The sequence below is a fragment of the Priestia flexa NBRC 15715 genome (genome assembly GCF_001591565.1).
In the GTDB taxonomy this organism is placed as follows: Bacteria; Bacillota; Bacilli; order Bacillales; family Bacillaceae_H; genus Priestia; species Priestia flexa.
The window spans coordinates 1-17,029 of sequence record NZ_BCVD01000085.1; the positions used below are offsets into that span (position 1 = coordinate 1).

Genomic DNA, 17,029 nt, shown 5'->3' on the forward strand with positions numbered 1-17,029 from the left:
TTTTCTATATGAATAGAAGAAGACTAATGGCCATGATAGCCATTCCGCCGATAAGTCCATAAATAGAAAGGTGAGCCTCATCATATCGCTGAGCAGCAGGTAAAAGTTCATCCAAAGAAATAAAGACCATAATTCCTGCCACTGAGGCAAAGATAACCCCGAACATAACGTCATTTAAAAAAGGCATGAGTAAAAAATATGCAGCAATAGCTCCTAAAGGTTCTGAAAGGCCTGACAAAAAAGAAAGTTTAAATGCTTTCTTCTTATCACCTGTTGCAAAATAAACGGGTACCGAAACAGCAATTCCTTCAGGGATGTTATGAATAGCAATTGCTACTGCAATAGCAATTCCTAAAGAAGGATCTTGAAGGGTCGACGTAAACGTAGCAATTCCTTCAGGGAAATTATGAATGGCAATTGCTAAAGCAGTAAATGTTCCCATTTTTAAAAGAGCAGTGTCTTTCACTCTTGGTTGTTTCATGTCTTCTACGGTCTTTAATTCATGTGGGTTTCCTTGTTTTGGGACAAATTTATCAATCATTGCAATCAAGAGCATTCCAGCAAAAAAACCACCAACCGTTACCCAATTTCCAGATACTTTACCAAGTGCTCCTACAAGGGAATCCTGTGCTTTTACAAAAATTTCAATCATGGATACGTAGATCATAACGCCAGCTGAAAAACCGAGTGCAATTGATAGAAATTTTGTATTCGTTGTAGATACAAAAAAAGCTAAAATACTTCCTATTCCTGTTGCGAGACCTGCCATTAATGTTAAACCAAAGGCTAGTAATAAATGTTCAGTCATGAAATAATCCTCCTGAAAGAATAAGAGTGAGTTTTTATCTATATTCCACAAATATCTGAGACATGACCAGTGTGTAAAGGCAACGGGAAATAATATCACATGTTCAATTCTCAATTTATCTAGCACAGTATATTCAGTTTCTTTTGATTGGGAACTTGCCTATAGTTTAGAAGGAGTATGAAATAGCGATTGTGAAAATCATTTCCAAGAGATATATTACGAACAGATAACATTTTGTTCACAAATTATCGCATCGCTATCGATTTTTCGTTTGGTAGTATATCCTGTACAGTAGAGGCTTTGTAAGCTTGATAGCAAGGAGGCTTTTTGATGACTAATTACTCAAAAGATGATGAACAAATTATACATAAAGCAGTTGAAGTTTTTGGAGGGAAAGATCGTATTGACGAATTTGAGGATGAGAGAAAAAAACACAGCGTACATGTTTTAGCAACAGGCAATCACCCCCGTTCAGACTTAACAGCATATGCAACGTTGGGAGGGTATCATTGTCCAACAGGATACACGGTGGGCGGTATTCCACTTCGCATTGAAATTGTAGGAGCATGTCATTCTTCATTTGCACCCTTCCCACAAATTTTAAGCAAGTGTGTATTTCATATGATGAAGTCACATGTTTCAATCTTCCCAGGGGCAATTTATAAAGATATTATTACTTCTTTCGATCATAGCCTTCATATGCAGCATATTTTATTGATTCCGCCATTTTTATGGGATACATTTTCTACGATTGAGCTATCAGATAAAAAGGTTGCGTTTTTACAAGCAGTCCCAATCTCTGAAAATGAGCGAGCTTTTGCATTAGAATATGGAGTAGACTCTCTGCTAAGCCGATTCGACGATGAGCGAGTGAACGTATTTAATTTAGAGCGTCGAACGGTAGTATAAAGAGGCAGCCAGGTAGGGCTGTCTCTTTTTCTTGATAGAAAACAGGCTTGTATCTAGAAACTTTAGGACAAAACTCCACGATTGTCCTAAGACAAACACCTATACGTGATAAATTCCCATTACATATAGTAGAACATAAGTATTAAACATAATTAGGGAGGGGATGTTATGATGAATAACCAGCGCAGAAGGCCACGAATAAATCCAAATTTTCGTCCAAGTGGGGGCGCAAATAATGAGGATGGAAACAAAAATATCATTAGCAACAGTGGAAACTCCAACGTTAATATTAACCTAGGGCAAGGAAAAAGATCAAAACAGTCGCAGAGCCTAGATCAGTCTGATAGCGGCCTAATCTTTTAATCTAAGGGGGACTCTTTAGTAAGCGAATTTAGTGAAAATTCGCTTAGGTTAATGAAGAGTGAATAGCGGTTAGTACGGGGAGGTTTATCATGAAAAGCTTAGTAAGTGATAGTGGAAACGCAAAAGTAGATATTACCATTAATATAGATAATTCAGCTCTAGCTTATTTAGTAGGAAGCTGCCTCCATGCAACTCAGCAAATAACCGATGAACAATATCTTCAAATGATGACTAATCTGACAACACTACTTGGGAAAAATAGTGAAGAAATAAAAAAGCTGTTTTCAAACCATCAAATTTCGACGAATAAAAAATTTAAATCTGCTAACGAGCTAGAGAATTTAAAAATCTATTATAATAAGAAGTAGAAGCACTTGATAAAAGTGCTTTTTATTTTGAATTCAGTCATAAAAAGGGGAAGTCAATGAATAGTAATGGTGAAAAATATTGACTCTCACGCTACGTCATACTTTATCGTTACTAATTAAGAGGAGGGATTGAAAATGGCCATGCAGGTAAAGGAAGTAGCTAGTTTAGCGGGTATTAGTATACGCACCCTTCATCATTATGATGATATTGATTTATTGAAGCCTACTGAGGTAACTGAATCAGGATACCGGCTATATGTTGAAGATGATTTAGAGATGCTGCAACAAATTTTATTATTTAAAGAACTAGGGCTTTCGTTAAAAGAAATTAAAGCAGTCATTTATGATCCTTCCTTTAATAAACAAGAAGCGTTAGAGTTGCATCAACAGCTTCTAATTGAAAAAAGGAATCGACTTAATCGTATGATTGCCATGACTGAACAAACGATTAAGTCAATGAAAGGAGAAAAACCAATGACTAATAAGCAAAGATTTGAAGGGTTTGATTTTAGTGAAAATCCTTATGAAGAAGAAGCTAAAAAGCGATGGGGAAACGAAAAAGTAAACGAAGCGAATAAAAAAGTTAGAGGTATGACGAAAGGCGAACAAGCGGATTTAGCAGCAGAAGCAAATGAGATTTATAAAAAGATAGCTAAGCTGATGAATCAATCACCATCATCAGAATCGGTTCAAAAAGCTATACAAGAATGGTTTCACTTCTTGAATCGTAATTTTACGACGTATTCCCCAGAAGCATTTAAAGGGTTAGGAGAATTATATATTCAAGATGAACGCTTTCAAAAGAACATTGACCAATTTGGAGAAGGTTTAGCTGAATTTTTAAAAGAAGCTATGGGGGTATTCGCTGATAGTTTGTTAAACGAGGAAAAGCAATAAGAGAAGTTATTCATGATTTTGAACATAGTAATTGAAAAGAGTCCCCATCCAAATGGGGACTCTTTTCAATTACTACTGCGCAATGTTTTTGAAAGAATTTTTGCTACGGATTTACTTTGTTCAATTTGTGTACGCTTATTATTTTTGCGTTCTAATGCAATCGCTTGTAGGCTTTTTTCTTCTTCTGTTTGCGCTACAACCTTTGGTACAGTAGCAGGCTTTCCATCTTCTAAAGCAACAAACGTTAAGAAAGAAGTCGCTGCAATTCGTTTAACACCTGTAATTAAATTCTCAGCGATTACTTTTACAAAGATAATCATTGAGCTTTTGCCAGTTAGTACAACAAAAGACTCATATGATATGAAATCTTCTTCCGTCACAGGTTCAATAAAATCGACGTGATCAATCGATGCTGTAACACACGGTTTTCTTGAATGTTTTGTAGCAGATAATGATGCAATCATGTCCATATCGGCTACAATTTTCCCTCCAAATAACGTATAGTGATTATTTAAATCATTAGGGAAGATATGCTGTGATTTTACAACTCTTGATACACTGCAAGGTATTTGTTCAACTGTCATCTATAAAGCACTCCTTTAAAACCTCAATCTATAATGAATGTCCATATGTAATAATAAAAAACGTATATCAATTTTATTCCCTATTTTTGAATCAGTAATCTTTATGATGAAAAGTAAAAAAATAGAGTATTTTCTGTCATATTTTTTAGATATAAAGTTGTGTTAGTTTGTAATTCCTTTTATTCTTTTAAAAAAATATAGATAAAAGGGATTAAAAAAAATCTCCTTGTATCCGATAAATAGTTTAAAAGATTCATATATCTATTTATGTCGAGGAGGAACGTATGAAAAAAGTAATTGCTGCTTTAGTTGTTATGTTCATGCTTAGCTCAAGCTATTCCGTGGTAAACGCAAAAGCTGAAACAAACCCAACTGTAAGCGTCCAGCTTAAAAATTATTTGAAAAACAAAAAGGAAATTCAAATTCAAACATCAGAAGATGCAGCGACATCTTATGAAGGAGTTCGATTAGAAGCTAATCAGACCTATCTCTTAAAGGTAGAACAAGGGAAACTTTCTTTATATAAAGGAACGACCAAATTAAAGGAAGATACAACTTTTAAACTTTATACTAATCAAACAGCAGAAACGCGTATTGAAGGAAGAGTGTATAGTGGGAGTTTTGATTTTGTGATTGAAGGTAACGAATATATACTACCAATTAATCATGTATCAATGGAAGAGTATTTAAAGGGAGTCGTTCCTAACGAAATGATTCCAAGTTGGCCTGTAGAGTCATTAACTGCACAAGCTATTGCAGCACGCACATATGCAATGGGGCATTTGAACAAAACAATTAATGATACCATTCAATATCAAGTATATGGTGGAAAAACAGTCTACGCTAATACGAATGCAGCTGTTGAAAAATCATATGGTCAGACACTTACATATAACGGGAAATTAATCAGCGCACTTTATTCATCTAGCAATGGTGGAGTTACGGAGTCTAATGCTAATGCATGGTCAGGCTCACCGTTTCCTTATTTACCAATTCAAACCGATTCATATGATCCAAAACATCCATGGAATTTAACGGTGAAAAAGCAGCAAATAGACATGGAGAACTTAGACTTAGTTCATTATAAAAATTGGTGGAGCACTATCAAAGAAAATGATAAGGAAATTACTGATAATATCAAAACTTATTTACAGCAAAAAGATTATAAAGGAAAAGAAATTAAGGTTCTCTCAATTCCAAAGCTAGAGTTCACTGAAAAGAATACTAGTAATCGTTATAATAAAGGAAGCTTAGAAGTCAAGTTTATTGTAAAAGACGATGTTGATTCAGAGGGGAAACTTAATGTGAAAACATTGAGCTTAAATAATGTAAAGTCTTCTGATATTCGTCCAATTATTGGGGTAAACCTTATTAAAAGTTACTATGTGACTGAACAAAATGCTACTGATAAAGAAACGGTACTAAAAGGCTTAGGATATGGTCATGGTGTAGGAATGAGTCAATACGGAGCTTATTATCGTGCCAAAGCTGGTCAAACGTATGATCAAATTTTAGGCTTTTATTATCCGAATGCAGAGCGCACGCAGCAATACAACCGTGAAGCAAAGCGTTTAGCAGGACCTGAACGCTATGATACAGCTGCAGAAATTGCAAGAGAAGGATGGACGACGGCTCGAACAGTTGTCATTGCAGCGGGAGGGAATTTCCCAGATGCGCTAGCAGGAGCTCCTCTTGCAGTTCAGGAAAATGCTCCACTATTACTAACAACGGGTCATGAATTGCATCCAACTGTAAAAGCAGAGCTTCAGCGTTTGCAGCCTGAAAAAGTAATTGTGTTAGGAAGTTCAAGAGTTATTCGTGATTCAGTATTAGATGAAATTAAGCAATTAGGTGCTAAGGAAGTTCAGCGTTTAGGCGGAGCGGATCGCTTTGAGACGTCAGCGGCAATTGCTAAACAAATAAATTCTTCGAAAGTAATTGTAGTGAATGGACAAAACTTCCCAGATGCTTTATCAGTAGCTCCATATGCAGCGAAAGAAGGAATTCCTATTATACTAACAAGGCCAACTTCAATTCCTGCAGCTACAGCACAAGTGCTTGAAGGAAAAGCAGAAGCTATTGTTATTGGTTCTGAACAGGTAGTAAATGCAACAGTTTACAATTCTCTTCCAGCTAACCGAGTAAGATATGCAGGAGAACATCGCTATGCAACAAATCAAAAAGTTGTGACGAACCTGCTTGGCAATACAAAACAAGCTTATGTTGCAGCGGGAACTAATTTTCCAGATGCACTAGCTGGCTCAATTTTAGCTGGAAAACGTGGTGTGCCAGTTATCCTAACAGATGCAGACAAGTTGCCAGCGGGCACAGCTGATATTTTAAGCGGCTATAAGGATTTTACAGTACTAGGTTCTACTCGCGTAGTAAACGATTCTGTAGTTAATGAGCTAGAAGAAATTGCAAATAAATAAACAACAAAGCCGTGGCAAAAACGTCACGGCTTTGCTTGTAAAACTGGAATGCGAATAGTGAAAGAAACACCTTTATCTAAATTTTGTACTGAGATTGTCGCATTATGCATAGTAACAATCCGCTTTACAATACTGAGCCCGATGCCAAATTCTCCTTTTGAACCTTTTTCAAACGGTTCAAAAATTGTAGATAGTACGTTCTCTTCGATAGGAGGTCCGTCATTTGCAATTCGACATTCTACAATATCTATCCCTTCACGAATTTTTCTGTGAACAAAGATAGAAATGGATGATTCAGCGTATCTAATCTGGTTTTCTAAAATGTTCTCAATAACTTTGGTCCACTGCTCTTTATCACCATCAATTGTCACTTTATCATCTCTAATATTCCATTGAATTTCAGTACGACTCCACCGCAGCCTTTCAACTACCTCGCAAATAAGTTCTGACAAAGAAAAAAGCTCATGGTCAACAGGGTGAGCTGATAGATAATCTAATTTTGTTAAATATAACAAGTCACGAATTTTCTTTTCTAATTTCTGTGATTCATCTTCAATGACTTGAACAGTATTTGGCAAATCTCCTTTTGGATAAATACCATCTTGTATGGATTGAGCGTAGCTTCTAATGACCATTACAGGCGTTTTCAAATCATGTGAGATATTTTGAAGAAGAGTTTGTTGTGCTTCTTCTTTTCGAATGAGTCGTTGTCGCATTTGTTCTATAGAAGAACCCAATTTTCCAATTTCATCCGTACGATCTAACGCTACAGGCTCGTGCCATTCTTGCTCTGCAATTCGCTTAACATGTCTCTCAAGTGATACAAGAGGGCGACTTAAATATTTTGCAAGCCAAATAGAAGGAATCCAGCTTAGAAGGAAAACGATGGACATTACGACTAATAGCTGTTTAAATAAAGCGGAAGCTAAAGCATTTCGGTACGTATCCCATGAAAACGATAATAAAAATGCAGGCTGGTCGTTAATGATTACTTTACTAATTACATAAAATAACGTTCGGTTACCCAGGTCTTTTTCATACCTTTCGACAGTTGATTCTTGATCTTGAGCTAGCTCCTGTGCATGTCTTAAAAAATCTTGAGGTAGAACACGCGATGATAGGTAGGAAATATCGACATTTTCAGGTAATAAAATGTGGTCTACCGTACGGTTTCGTAAAGATGGCCCGTTTTCGTCATTGCTAAAATAATATTCACCAGACCGGCTAGGCAACCCGTATTCTTTTAAAATATGCTGTTCATTTTCAATACTTGTATAAATTTCATCCGTAAAGAACTGTCTAAGTGCGCTTGGAAACAACGTAGCTAACAAAAGTGAGATAACTAGCAATATGCCTGAGATGACAAGCCAAATTTGAAAAGCAAGAGATCGATTTTTCATGTGCTCATCATCCGATAACCATATCCATAAATTGTTTCAATTCGAGCGTGTGGGAGCTTTTTCCGAACTCTGCGTACTAAATCATCCACAACTCGGTCTGAACCGAAATAATCCTCACCCCAAATAGAGTTTAATAACTGCTCGCGTGAAAATGCTTGACCTATGTCTTTAGATAATGTGACAAGAAAATCAAATTCTTTTGACGTTAAATCAATAGGCTCATTGTTTTCATATACAGTTCGTGTATGAAGGTCTAACCTATAGGGACCGATAGCAATTGTTGATTCGTGTTTTTGTTTTTGACCATACACAAGGTTTAAAAGTTTTTGAACACGAATAACGAGCTCACGAGGCAAGAATGGCTTGGATAAGTAGTCATCGCTTCCCATTTCAAGCCCTAACACTCGATCAATATCTGCATCTCTAGCAGAAATGAAAATCACAGGGATATCAGGGGTAGCAGACTTAATTTCACGAATGAGATGATAACCATCGATATCAGGAAGCATGATATCTAAAACCCAAAGACTAGGAGGGGGATGAATCATTGCTTTGGCATCTGTTCCATTTGAAAATGAAGTAACAGACCAGCCTTCTTTTTGTAAATAAAGAGTTAAAACTTCATTTAAGTTTTGTTCATCTTCGACTAAGTAAATTGTAAAGCTCACTTTATACACACTCCTCTTTCTATTCAAAGCTATTATACTATGTGTTTGGTAGCAGAAAAAATTTTTTCACAATTTCCCATATTCTTTTGATACTTATCCCAAACTTTTGTTTTATAGTGTAAATAACGAAAAACATAATTGAATGTAAAGGAGCCAATTATATGGAACCAAGAGACTTTAATCAAAATAACAATGATGGTGAATATAACAGTCAACCTAATAATGACCAAATGAAAGCTCAATACGATGCAGAATATCAACAAGAACCAGGTATGAAACAAGAATATCCAACTTATCGGTCTGAGCATGTAAGAGAAGAAAAATCTAAAAGAAGGTTTTTACCATTTCTTGCATCGTCCATTGCAGGTGCTGTGTTAGGTGGAGGAATTGTATTATATAGTGCACCTCACCTAGGGTTCACAAATGATGGAAGCCAAACGAATACCGCATCTACTTCAACAAGCGCTACAACTACAGCTGCTACAAAAAATATTAGCACCAATGTAAGTCAAGGAGACCTGGTATCTGTTGTAGATAAAGTTTCACCAGCCGTAGTAGGCGTAAACAATATCCAAGAGCGAACAAATCCCTTTTCAGGAGATACGCAAACAGCAGAATCTGGAACAGGTTCAGGCGTTATTTTTAAAAAAGATAATAACAAAGCGTATGTTGTAACAAACAACCACGTAATAGAAGGATCAAGTAAGGTAGAAGTTACGTTATCAAATGGGAAGAAAGAGGATGCCCAAATTGTAGGTGCGGATCCGCTAACCGATTTAGCTGTTTTAGAGATGGATGCTAAAAACGTAGAGGCAGTAGCTGAATTTGGTGATTCTACTTCACTTGTTGCCGGAGAACCGGTACTTGCAATTGGAAACCCTCTTGGTGAGCAGTTCTCAAGAACAGTCACACAAGGTATTGTAAGCGGCACGGAGAGAACGGTAAACATTACAACATCAGCTGGAGAATGGAACTTGGATGTTATTCAAACAGACGCAGCTATTAATCCAGGAAACAGCGGTGGAGCATTAATCAATGCTGCTGGTCAAGTAATTGGTATTAATAGTTTAAAGATTGCTGAAGACGGTGTAGAAGGAATCGGTTTTGCTATTCCAACTGCAGATGTTCAACCTATTATTGACAAGCTAATGAAAGATGGAAAAATTAATCGACCATATATGGGAGTGGGGCTACAGGATGTAGCAGGTTTATCAACTGCCATTAAAGAAAATGAGCTAGGCCTAACAGAAGATACTTCTGACGGTGTTGTGGTTACGACAGTTGAACCTTTTTCAGCTGCTTCAGAAGCTGGCTTGCAATCAAAAGACATCATTGTAGGGATAGATGGTAAAGAAGTAAAAACATCCAGTGACTTGCGCAAGTATTTATACACGGAGCGTGCAATTGGAGATAAAGTAAAGCTTGACGTTTACAGAAACGGAAAAAAAATAAACCTTTCACTAACGTTGAAACAGCAAGGCAACGATGAATGATATACACAGCACGGCAGCTATTTCTATTTTTAATCGCTGTCTTGTTGATTACTGGGTGTGTAAATGCTTCAGAAGAAGTTGTAAAGAAGCACATTAAAGCTCATTTTCAATCGAAACAGTTCTTTCGAGACAAAATATCCGAAGAAGATGTAAAAGGCTACTTTGACAAAGCGGGATATAGCGCTGAATTTAAAACAGTTGAAGAAGCGAAAGAGCCAATCCTTCAAAAGCTTGTACAAAAAGCTATCAATAACTATGTTCAGGATGAATTAAAGAGACAGGTTAAGTACGTTCAAGTCTCTTGATTCACCTTTTATATAGATTACTGAGGTTGGGACATAAGCATTTCAGCTAATGATCTATCCGAACGATCAACAGTTGAATACTTTTGATCGTTCAGATATCTTTTGTTGAGACAGAATCATTTCGTTATGTCCCAGTCTCATTCTGTTTGTTCTTTTCATTGATGAAGCCCCCTTTTATCGTGATAGAGCAATATAAATGAAATGAATAAAAATAGAAATAGACAAATGTTTTTGCAAGTGATAAGATAGGGTTGTAAAATATTTCATTATTCGGAAAATTCATTGTCCTTTCACCTTTTGGTTGAAAGGCATTTTTTTGTTTAATTCGCATACATAAAGATAAAGAAAATAAAATGACTAGTCTCCATTCATACTCCTCAGACGTGATGATACCATCACGTCTTTTTGCAATTAAATGTTAATATGTAAGGTTGCCTTATGAAAAGAATTGAAGTAAGTCATAGTCTAACTTATTTTTCTTTTAAAAGATAATCGATAAAGCCGGGTTTCATTTCGACTTGAGAAATACCGATATGAGATACAGTATGTGCAAAAGGAGTAACTTCATCGATGAAATTTTCAAGTTCCTTAAGGTTTGGAAGCTGTAACTTTGTAATAAAGCAGGCTTTTCCAGCTATTCGTTCACAAAATAAAGCGTATGGATAAGTAGCGATAAATTGTTTAAAGCGACGATATTCACCGTTTTTAATTGTTGCCTCAACAAAACAAGAAATAGGAAGCCCTAATTTTTCACAATTAATAGTGACAGAGTATCCGCTAATAATACCAACTTGTTCCAAATTTCGAACCCGCTCAGCAACCGATGGGGCTGATAGATTGACTAATTTTGAAAGTTCTCTCATGGAAAGTCGAGCGTTAGTAGTTAACTCCTTTAAAATATGTAAATCAATACGATCAATGTTCATCTATTCTCATCAGCTCTTTCATTTTTATATTCTATTATAGTGAAAAATGATAAAAATTTCTGCGTTTTGCCTTCTTATTTTTAGGGGGATTTTATTATTTAAAAAAGGTATTGACATACCAAAAATGTGGGAGTAAGATAAGGTGAAACTTTAAGTAATAACTTATTTTTCCATTTAAAGTAAGTCACAAATAGATGAAATCGCTGAATCCTAATAGGAGCGGAGGAACCACTTTTGCACACTTTGTGCTCGGGGTGAATCCTTTATAGGTAGGGTTACTCTCATAACCCGAATCCGACAGCTAACTTCGTAAGCGTTTTGAGGGGGAGATGGAATGTGTAAAAAACACAGGAGCCTTCCTGTGTTTTTTTGTGTGGAAATTAATCGTTACAATAAGTAAGATCATAAAAAAAGAGCACAATAAAACAAGAGAGAAACCGGAATAGGAAAGGAAAGTTTGAAATGAAAAAGCAATTTGCGGTGTTAGGATTAGGGCGTTTTGGCGGCAGCCTTGTAGAAGAATTCATCAATCTAGATGTGGATGTTCTAGCGATTGACCGCAATCAAGAAGTTGTCAATAAGTACACAAATACAGCCACTTATGCAGTGCAAGTAAACGGTGTGGATGAAGCAAGCCTTAAAAGCCTTGGAATTCGAAATGTTGATCATGCAATCGTATCATTTGGAGACGATATTGAAGCGAGTGTATTGGTAACAATGTTACTGAAAGATATGGGTGTGAAGCAGGTGTGGGTAAAAGCAGTAAATTCATACCATCAAAAAGTACTTGAAAAAATTGGAGCCGATAAGGTCATTCACCCTGAGCGAGATATGGCGAAACGAATTGCGCATCACGTAGTTTCTGAAAAGATTATTGATTACATTGAACTTTCAAAGGACTATAGCATTGTAGAAATAATGGCTTCAAAAAAGATTCATAATAAAACATTATTTGATTTAAACATCCGTTCCAAGTATGGGTGTAATATTATTGGTTTTCAACGTGGAAATGGTGAAATGGTAATTTCACCAACAGCCCATGAAATTATCCATGAAGGTGACATGCTCATTGTTATTGGACATAATCGGGATATTAATCGCTTTGAGGAAGAAGGCGTATAATCAATGAGTTTAGCCAGAAGTATTAAGCTAACGCCCCCCCAATTATTAACATCAATCTTTGGAGGGGGAATTATTATTGGCGCATTACTTTTAATGCTTCCATTTTCTACAACGGAACCAATCTCTTGGATAGACGCCTTGTTTACCTCTACTTCAGCTATGACGGTAACGGGATTAGCCGTTGTAGATACAGGAACGCTCTTTACGGTATTTGGTCAGACGATTATTATGCTTCTGATACAGGTAGGTGGATTAGGGATCATGTCATTTGCCGTGCTGATCTTTATTATGCTCGGTAAAAAAATCGGTTTTAAAGAACGAATGATGGTCCAGCACGCTTTAAACCAAACTAATATTGGTGGCGTCATTCTTCTAGTAAAGCGCAGGTTAAGTACTGTATATGTTGTAAAAGCACTAGCTATTTCTATGATCGCAATTATGTTTGTGTTCTTCGCTACGTTTGCAATAAATATATCGGAACCGAACACGCCTTTTTTAAAGCTGATGTTTGAAGTTGTATCAGCATTTGGAACAGTTGGCTTATCCATGGGAGTAACGCCAGAGCTATCATACGTTGGACGTGTTATTATTATTTTTATCATGTTTTTAGGTAAGATAGGTCCGTTAACTTTAGCATTTTCTTTAGCTAAACCAAAACGTGAAAAAATTCGTTATCCAAATGAAGATGTATTGATTGGATAATAAAGAGACCGCATTCTTTGTTTTCATAGATAAACAAAGGATACGGTCTTCGTTTTAATTAAAACATAATAGTAGCGCCTAAAATTGTGGCGATCATTAAAAAGAATGTAACCATTAAGATTCCTGGTAATTTTGATTGATTGCGCATCCACTCAATCCCTCCTTTTCAATTATAGTCATGTTAAAGTGCCTTCTACCTATATAACGTATAAGTAATCAATTTAGATTCATTTTTTTAAAAATTTTTAATGAAACCGAGAGCCTGTCCAGACTTATTACGCTTTTGCAGATATTGAGTTTTAGAATCGAAAAAAGATACGGTCATAAGGCAGATTGGCGTGTTACTGTTTAATAAAAAAGGTATTAGAATCCACGTTTGTCCATTGCAAAAACTCTTGTAGTGAATATAGTAAAATAGGAAGTCATTATGATTTCTTTTCACATCATAACGCCCTCTAATAAAGACCCGATGCATGACAATTCCCCCAACTGTCTGGTTCGATCGGTATATGACCATGCTATTTGTATGGTCTTTTTTTACATGTTAGATTAAAAGAAATAAAGTCATATATATAATAATTATAAAGAACTAAAGAAGGGTAGGTCTTTACTATTGTTTTTAAAATTAAAGAATGTTTAGAAAATTATTATAATATTATTTTGTGATAGTGATATAATAATATGAATATTTTAAAGATATTTTTTTGTACTTCCTGGTAAAATATACTCTTTAATTGTAAAAAAAATACTTTTTAAATGCCCTTAGATTTGCTCTTGTCAGCTTTTCTATACAGCCTATTAACCTATAGCCAAAAAGTTGTAAAAATAGATAATTAAAGGTAGTAAATCCAACTTTCACTGGCAAAGTTAATGGATTGTCTCTGCTGCTACTAAACTACTAAAACTAGCAGTGGAAAATACGAAAGGGGCAATGATATGAAAAAGTATAGTTGGTTAAAGGTTGTAACATCGTTAGCAATTACGGCAGGGGTGTTAATACCATCTACTGGAGGAGCTTATGCAGCAACTGAAGAAAAAGAACAAGTGATTGTAGGATTTAAAAGTAGCGTAAATGAAAAAAGTATTACAAAAGCAAACGGTAAAGTGAAAAAGAAAATGAAAGAATTACCGATTGCCGTCGCAGAAATGACTCCAAGTGAGGTTGAAAAGCTTGAAAAAGATCCAAATGTAGCTTATGTAGAAGAAGATATTCGTATATCAGTAGCAGCTGATACGCAAGACTGGGGAATCTCTAAAGTGAAGGCTCCTACAAGTTGGTCAACTGGTTTAAGTGGACAAGGTGTAAAAGTGGCGGTAGTTGATACTGGAGTTGCCACAAATCATCCAGACTTAAAAGTAGCTGGAGGAGCTTCATTTGTATCATATACATCTTCTTATAATGATGATAATGGACACGGTACGCACGTAGCGGGGATTATCGGTGCTGAAAATAACGGTACAGGTACGATTGGTGTTGCATATAACGCAGATATTTACGGTGTAAAAGTACTTGAAAGCAGCGGTTCTGGAAGCCTTTCTAGTATCATCGCTGGAATTGACTGGTCTGTAGCAAACGACATGGACATTATTAACTTAAGCTTAGGAACGTCTGTAGGATCTACAGCATTAAAATCGGCAGTTGATCGAGCTTATCAAAGTGGAGCAGTTGTAGTAGCTGCTGCTGGAAATTCTGGAAACTCTGCTGGAACAGGAGATACGGTAAATTACCCAGCGAAATATGATTCAGTTATTGCTGTGGGAGCTACGGATCGTTATGATCGCCGTGCTTCATTCTCATCAACTGGCCCTACTGTTGAAATAGCAGCTCCTGGTGCGGCTATTCTAAGCACATACTTAAACGGTCAATATTCAACGTTAAGCGGTACATCAATGGCTAGCCCTTATGCAGCTGGTATCCTAGCCTTATACAAACAGAAATACCCATCATATTCAAATGCACAGTTACGTCAACTGTTAATCAACAAATCAATTGATTTAGGACCAGCTGGTCGTGACACACACTTCGGATACGGATTATCACAAGCTGGTACTTTCTAATTTAGATAAGAACAAAGCAGAGCCTTGGCTCTGCTTTGTTTATACCTTTTCAGATAGTGTATAAAGCTCATCGGATGATGTAGCAATTTTATCAATACGATTTGTCAATTCTGAAATAATGGAAGATATTTTGTCTAGTTCTTTTTTTGTTAGAACGCTCTGCTGTTTATTTTCTGTTGTGACAGTTAAAACATTTGTGAAAAACGTTGTGATGTTATTCATATTTACCGTTGTGTCTTTTGTTAACCCCGCCACTTCATCTCCAATCTCAGCTACACTTTTTATTTGTTTTTGAATATCTTTGATGAAAGTTGAAATGTTTGCGATTGATTTTTTTGTTTCCTCCGCCAGTTTACGAACCTCCTGAGCAACCACGGCAAATCCTTTTCCATGTTCCCCTGCTCGAGCTGATTCGATTGAAGCGTTTAAAGCAAGTAAGTTTGTTTGTTCAGCAATGGATGTTACAATCGCTACAATTTGTGTAATTTGCTTTGATGTATCTTCTAACGTTTTCATGCGTTGCTGAATGAGAGAAGTATTTTGCTGGATGCCATCAAGCATTGCTTGCTCTTGTTCGAGCTTGGCTTGGCTTTCAATTGCATCTTTGGAAACAATCTCAGCTAACTCTGAGCTTTTATTCGCAAATGACACAACATCCGCTGTTTGGCTGCTTATTTGAGAAACAAACTGTGCTGTTTCCTCAGATAGGTTAGCTAATAGAGAAGAGGTACGACTAATCTCATCTTGAATAAGTTTTTTTTCTTGATATAAAAGTTGTCGTTGTTCTTCAAACGTTTCTTCATAGGCAGTTAACACAATTTGTTGTTCTAAATTAATGAGCGTTGTAATACTTTTAATAGTTTGAATGCAGGCTTCTTTTTCGTCTATCTCCTCATGGCACAGGGCAATTAATGCAATTTGTAAGTTCTGAAAAGCGCATAAATACCAATTCGGTTCAAGACCAATTTTTACATGCATTTTTGAAATCATTTTACGCTTTTGTACAAACTCATCATCTACTTTGCCGTTAAACATTTCTAATATATGTTTTTTAAGCGTGTTTTTTAAGCGGTCAATACTGCTATGCTTCTCAATGATGGTAACTAAGTGTTGCTGTTCTCCAATAGCTCGATAGAATTCGTTTACAATTGAAATAATATTTTCTTCAACTGCAGGCTGTAGCCTAACGATTCTTTTAAGGTCATCTAAGTTTAGACCAATCATTTTAATTTGTTGTTGAATTTCTAAACTAGATACTTGCATGCTTGCAGTCATTTCTTCAAGAGCAACTGCTTGTTCGGTATGTGTGTTCTTCCTAAACCAGTTCATAAAATCACCTATTATCCTTAAAGTTGTAAGCACATATATGGGTATATAATGGTCATGGACCCTTACTATATATTTCGGTTTGCTTGTTGAAAAGCTTGAGCGTTATTTTCAAAAATGTCATGAAAATGTGATGTGCTGTCATGGGATTGTTATGTTCTATTTATCTGATTGTGATGCGTGCATGATAAGGTGATACAGTGACCACTTTGATAGATAGTAGTGGGAAAAATAGATGAAGGAGTATGTATAATGAGGAAATTGGTTGCGTCTATGTTAATGGGAGGAGCCGTATTGTCTACACCCGTCATTGGACAAGCCGCTTCAAACGACGAGCTATTAAAACAAGGAATGAAAAACGAAAGCATCTATGAAGTCAAAGATTCTTTAAAGCAAGAAGGATATTTAAAGGGTGAGGTTTCTACATACTTTAATTACGAAACAAAAGTAGCAGTTCAAGCTTTTCAGCAAGATCATAATCTAGTAGCTGATGGAATTGTTGGAACCAAAACATATAAAGAAGGCCCTTCTCATGCAGGGATTTATTTAGGTGATAATCAGTTTATTCACACTTCTACCTCAAAAGGTGTAACAATCAGTGATAAAAACTCGAGCTATTGGAGTGAACGTTATCTAGGTGCTAAAAAAGTAAAGTAATTTGAGAAAGA

General features: G+C 36.1%; 17 protein-coding genes and 1 riboswitch. Of the genes, 11 read left to right on the forward strand and 6 right to left on the reverse strand.

What is annotated here, in order from left to right; all coding sequences use genetic code 11:
* Positions 1–4 precede the first annotated feature (4 nt).
* Positions 5–808 (reverse strand): zinc transporter ZupT, encoded by an 804-nt coding sequence (zupT, locus tag BFL01S_RS13805; protein ID WP_061786025.1) that lies wholly within the window; start codon positions 806–808, stop codon positions 5–7.
* 330 nt (positions 809–1,138) lie between these two features.
* On the opposite strand from zupT, the gene BFL01S_RS13810 reads away from it, so the two are divergent.
* From BFL01S_RS13810 to BFL01S_RS13825, 4 genes are all read left to right on the forward strand, one after another.
* The gene (locus BFL01S_RS13810) at positions 1,139–1,717 is read left to right on the forward strand and encodes a suppressor of fused domain protein (RefSeq protein WP_061786026.1); all 579 of its coding nucleotides are present in this window, start codon (positions 1,139–1,141) and stop codon (positions 1,715–1,717) included.
* Between the two features lie 168 nt (positions 1,718–1,885).
* Positions 1,886–2,080, forward strand: coding sequence for a hypothetical protein (locus tag BFL01S_RS13815; RefSeq protein ID WP_061786027.1), 195 nt, complete (start codon positions 1,886–1,888; stop codon positions 2,078–2,080).
* 89 nt (positions 2,081–2,169) lie between these two features.
* Positions 2,170–2,448, forward strand: coding sequence for a hypothetical protein (locus BFL01S_RS13820; RefSeq protein ID WP_025910801.1), 279 nt, complete (start codon positions 2,170–2,172; stop codon positions 2,446–2,448).
* A 135-nt stretch (positions 2,449–2,583) separates the two neighbouring features.
* Positions 2,584–3,345, forward strand: coding sequence for a MerR family transcriptional regulator (locus BFL01S_RS13825; RefSeq protein ID WP_061786028.1), 762 nt, complete (start codon positions 2,584–2,586; stop codon positions 3,343–3,345).
* 65 nt (positions 3,346–3,410) lie between these two features.
* On the opposite strand, the gene BFL01S_RS13830 is transcribed toward BFL01S_RS13825, so the two are convergent.
* Positions 3,411–3,929, reverse strand: a complete 519-nt coding sequence (locus BFL01S_RS13830) for an acyl-CoA thioesterase (RefSeq protein ID WP_025910803.1) — start codon at positions 3,927–3,929, stop codon at positions 3,411–3,413.
* Positions 3,930–4,213: 284 nt separating this feature from the next.
* Here BFL01S_RS13830 and BFL01S_RS13835 point away from each other — a divergent pair, with 284 nt between their 5' ends.
* Positions 4,214–6,361, forward strand: coding sequence for a SpoIID/LytB domain-containing protein (locus BFL01S_RS13835; protein WP_061786029.1), 2,148 nt, complete (start codon positions 4,214–4,216; stop codon positions 6,359–6,361).
* A 23-nt stretch (positions 6,362–6,384) separates the two neighbouring features.
* Here the strand turns inward: BFL01S_RS13835 and BFL01S_RS13840 are convergent, their stop codons facing one another.
* Positions 6,385–7,761 carry a sensor histidine kinase gene (locus tag BFL01S_RS13840; RefSeq protein ID WP_061786030.1) on the reverse strand — a complete coding sequence of 459 codons (1,377 nt, stop codon included), beginning with the start codon at positions 7,759–7,761 and terminating at the stop codon, positions 6,385–6,387.
* On the reverse strand, positions 7,758–8,429 hold the full coding sequence (locus BFL01S_RS13845; protein WP_061786031.1) for a response regulator transcription factor: 672 nt from the start codon (positions 8,427–8,429) through the stop codon (positions 7,758–7,760). Before BFL01S_RS13845 ends, BFL01S_RS13840 begins: the two co-directional genes overlap by 4 nt.
* A gap of 272 nt (positions 8,430–8,701) precedes the next feature.
* Here BFL01S_RS13845 and BFL01S_RS13850 point away from each other — a divergent pair, with 272 nt between their 5' ends.
* Positions 8,702–9,922, forward strand: a complete 1,221-nt coding sequence (locus BFL01S_RS13850; protein ID WP_025910807.1) for a S1C family serine protease — start codon at positions 8,702–8,704, stop codon at positions 9,920–9,922.
* Positions 9,919–10,227: a hypothetical protein gene (locus BFL01S_RS13855; protein WP_061786032.1), complete on the forward strand. Its 309-nt coding sequence runs from the start codon at positions 9,919–9,921 to the stop codon at positions 10,225–10,227. The genes BFL01S_RS13850 and BFL01S_RS13855 overlap by 4 nt, the downstream gene beginning before the upstream one ends.
* A 470-nt stretch (positions 10,228–10,697) precedes the next feature.
* Here BFL01S_RS13855 and BFL01S_RS13860 read toward each other — a convergent pair whose 3' ends face one another.
* The gene (locus tag BFL01S_RS13860) at positions 10,698–11,153 is read right to left on the reverse strand and encodes an Lrp/AsnC family transcriptional regulator (RefSeq protein ID WP_025910809.1); all 456 of its coding nucleotides are present in this window, start codon (positions 11,151–11,153) and stop codon (positions 10,698–10,700) included.
* 191 nt (positions 11,154–11,344) lie between these two features.
* A riboswitch (cyclic di-AMP (ydaO/yuaA leader) is annotated at positions 11,345–11,484 on the forward strand.
* 131 nt (positions 11,485–11,615) lie between these two features.
* On the opposite strand from BFL01S_RS13860, the gene BFL01S_RS13865 reads away from it, so the two are divergent.
* The 3 genes from BFL01S_RS13865 (at position 11,616) to BFL01S_RS13880 (ending at position 15,035) form a co-directional block, all read left to right on the forward strand.
* Positions 11,616–12,275, forward strand: coding sequence for a potassium channel family protein (locus BFL01S_RS13865; RefSeq protein ID WP_025910811.1), 660 nt, complete (start codon positions 11,616–11,618; stop codon positions 12,273–12,275).
* Positions 12,276–12,278: 3 nt separating this feature from the next.
* Positions 12,279–12,977, forward strand: a complete 699-nt coding sequence (locus BFL01S_RS13870; protein ID WP_061786033.1) for a potassium transporter TrkG — start codon at positions 12,279–12,281, stop codon at positions 12,975–12,977.
* Positions 12,978–13,913: 936 nt separating this feature from the next.
* Positions 13,914–15,035 (forward strand): S8 family peptidase, encoded by a 1,122-nt coding sequence (locus BFL01S_RS13880; protein ID WP_025910817.1) that lies wholly within the window; start codon positions 13,914–13,916, stop codon positions 15,033–15,035.
* A 39-nt stretch (positions 15,036–15,074) separates the two neighbouring features.
* Here the strand turns inward: BFL01S_RS13880 and BFL01S_RS13885 are convergent, their stop codons facing one another.
* Positions 15,075–16,364: a globin-coupled sensor protein gene (locus BFL01S_RS13885; protein WP_061786035.1), complete on the reverse strand. Its 1,290-nt coding sequence runs from the start codon at positions 16,362–16,364 to the stop codon at positions 15,075–15,077.
* Between the two features lie 249 nt (positions 16,365–16,613).
* Here BFL01S_RS13885 and BFL01S_RS21295 point away from each other — a divergent pair, with 249 nt between their 5' ends.
* Complete coding sequence (locus BFL01S_RS21295) at positions 16,614–17,018, forward strand: peptidoglycan-binding protein (RefSeq protein WP_061786036.1); 405 nt, start codon at positions 16,614–16,616, stop codon at positions 17,016–17,018.
* Positions 17,019–17,029 lie beyond the last annotated feature (11 nt).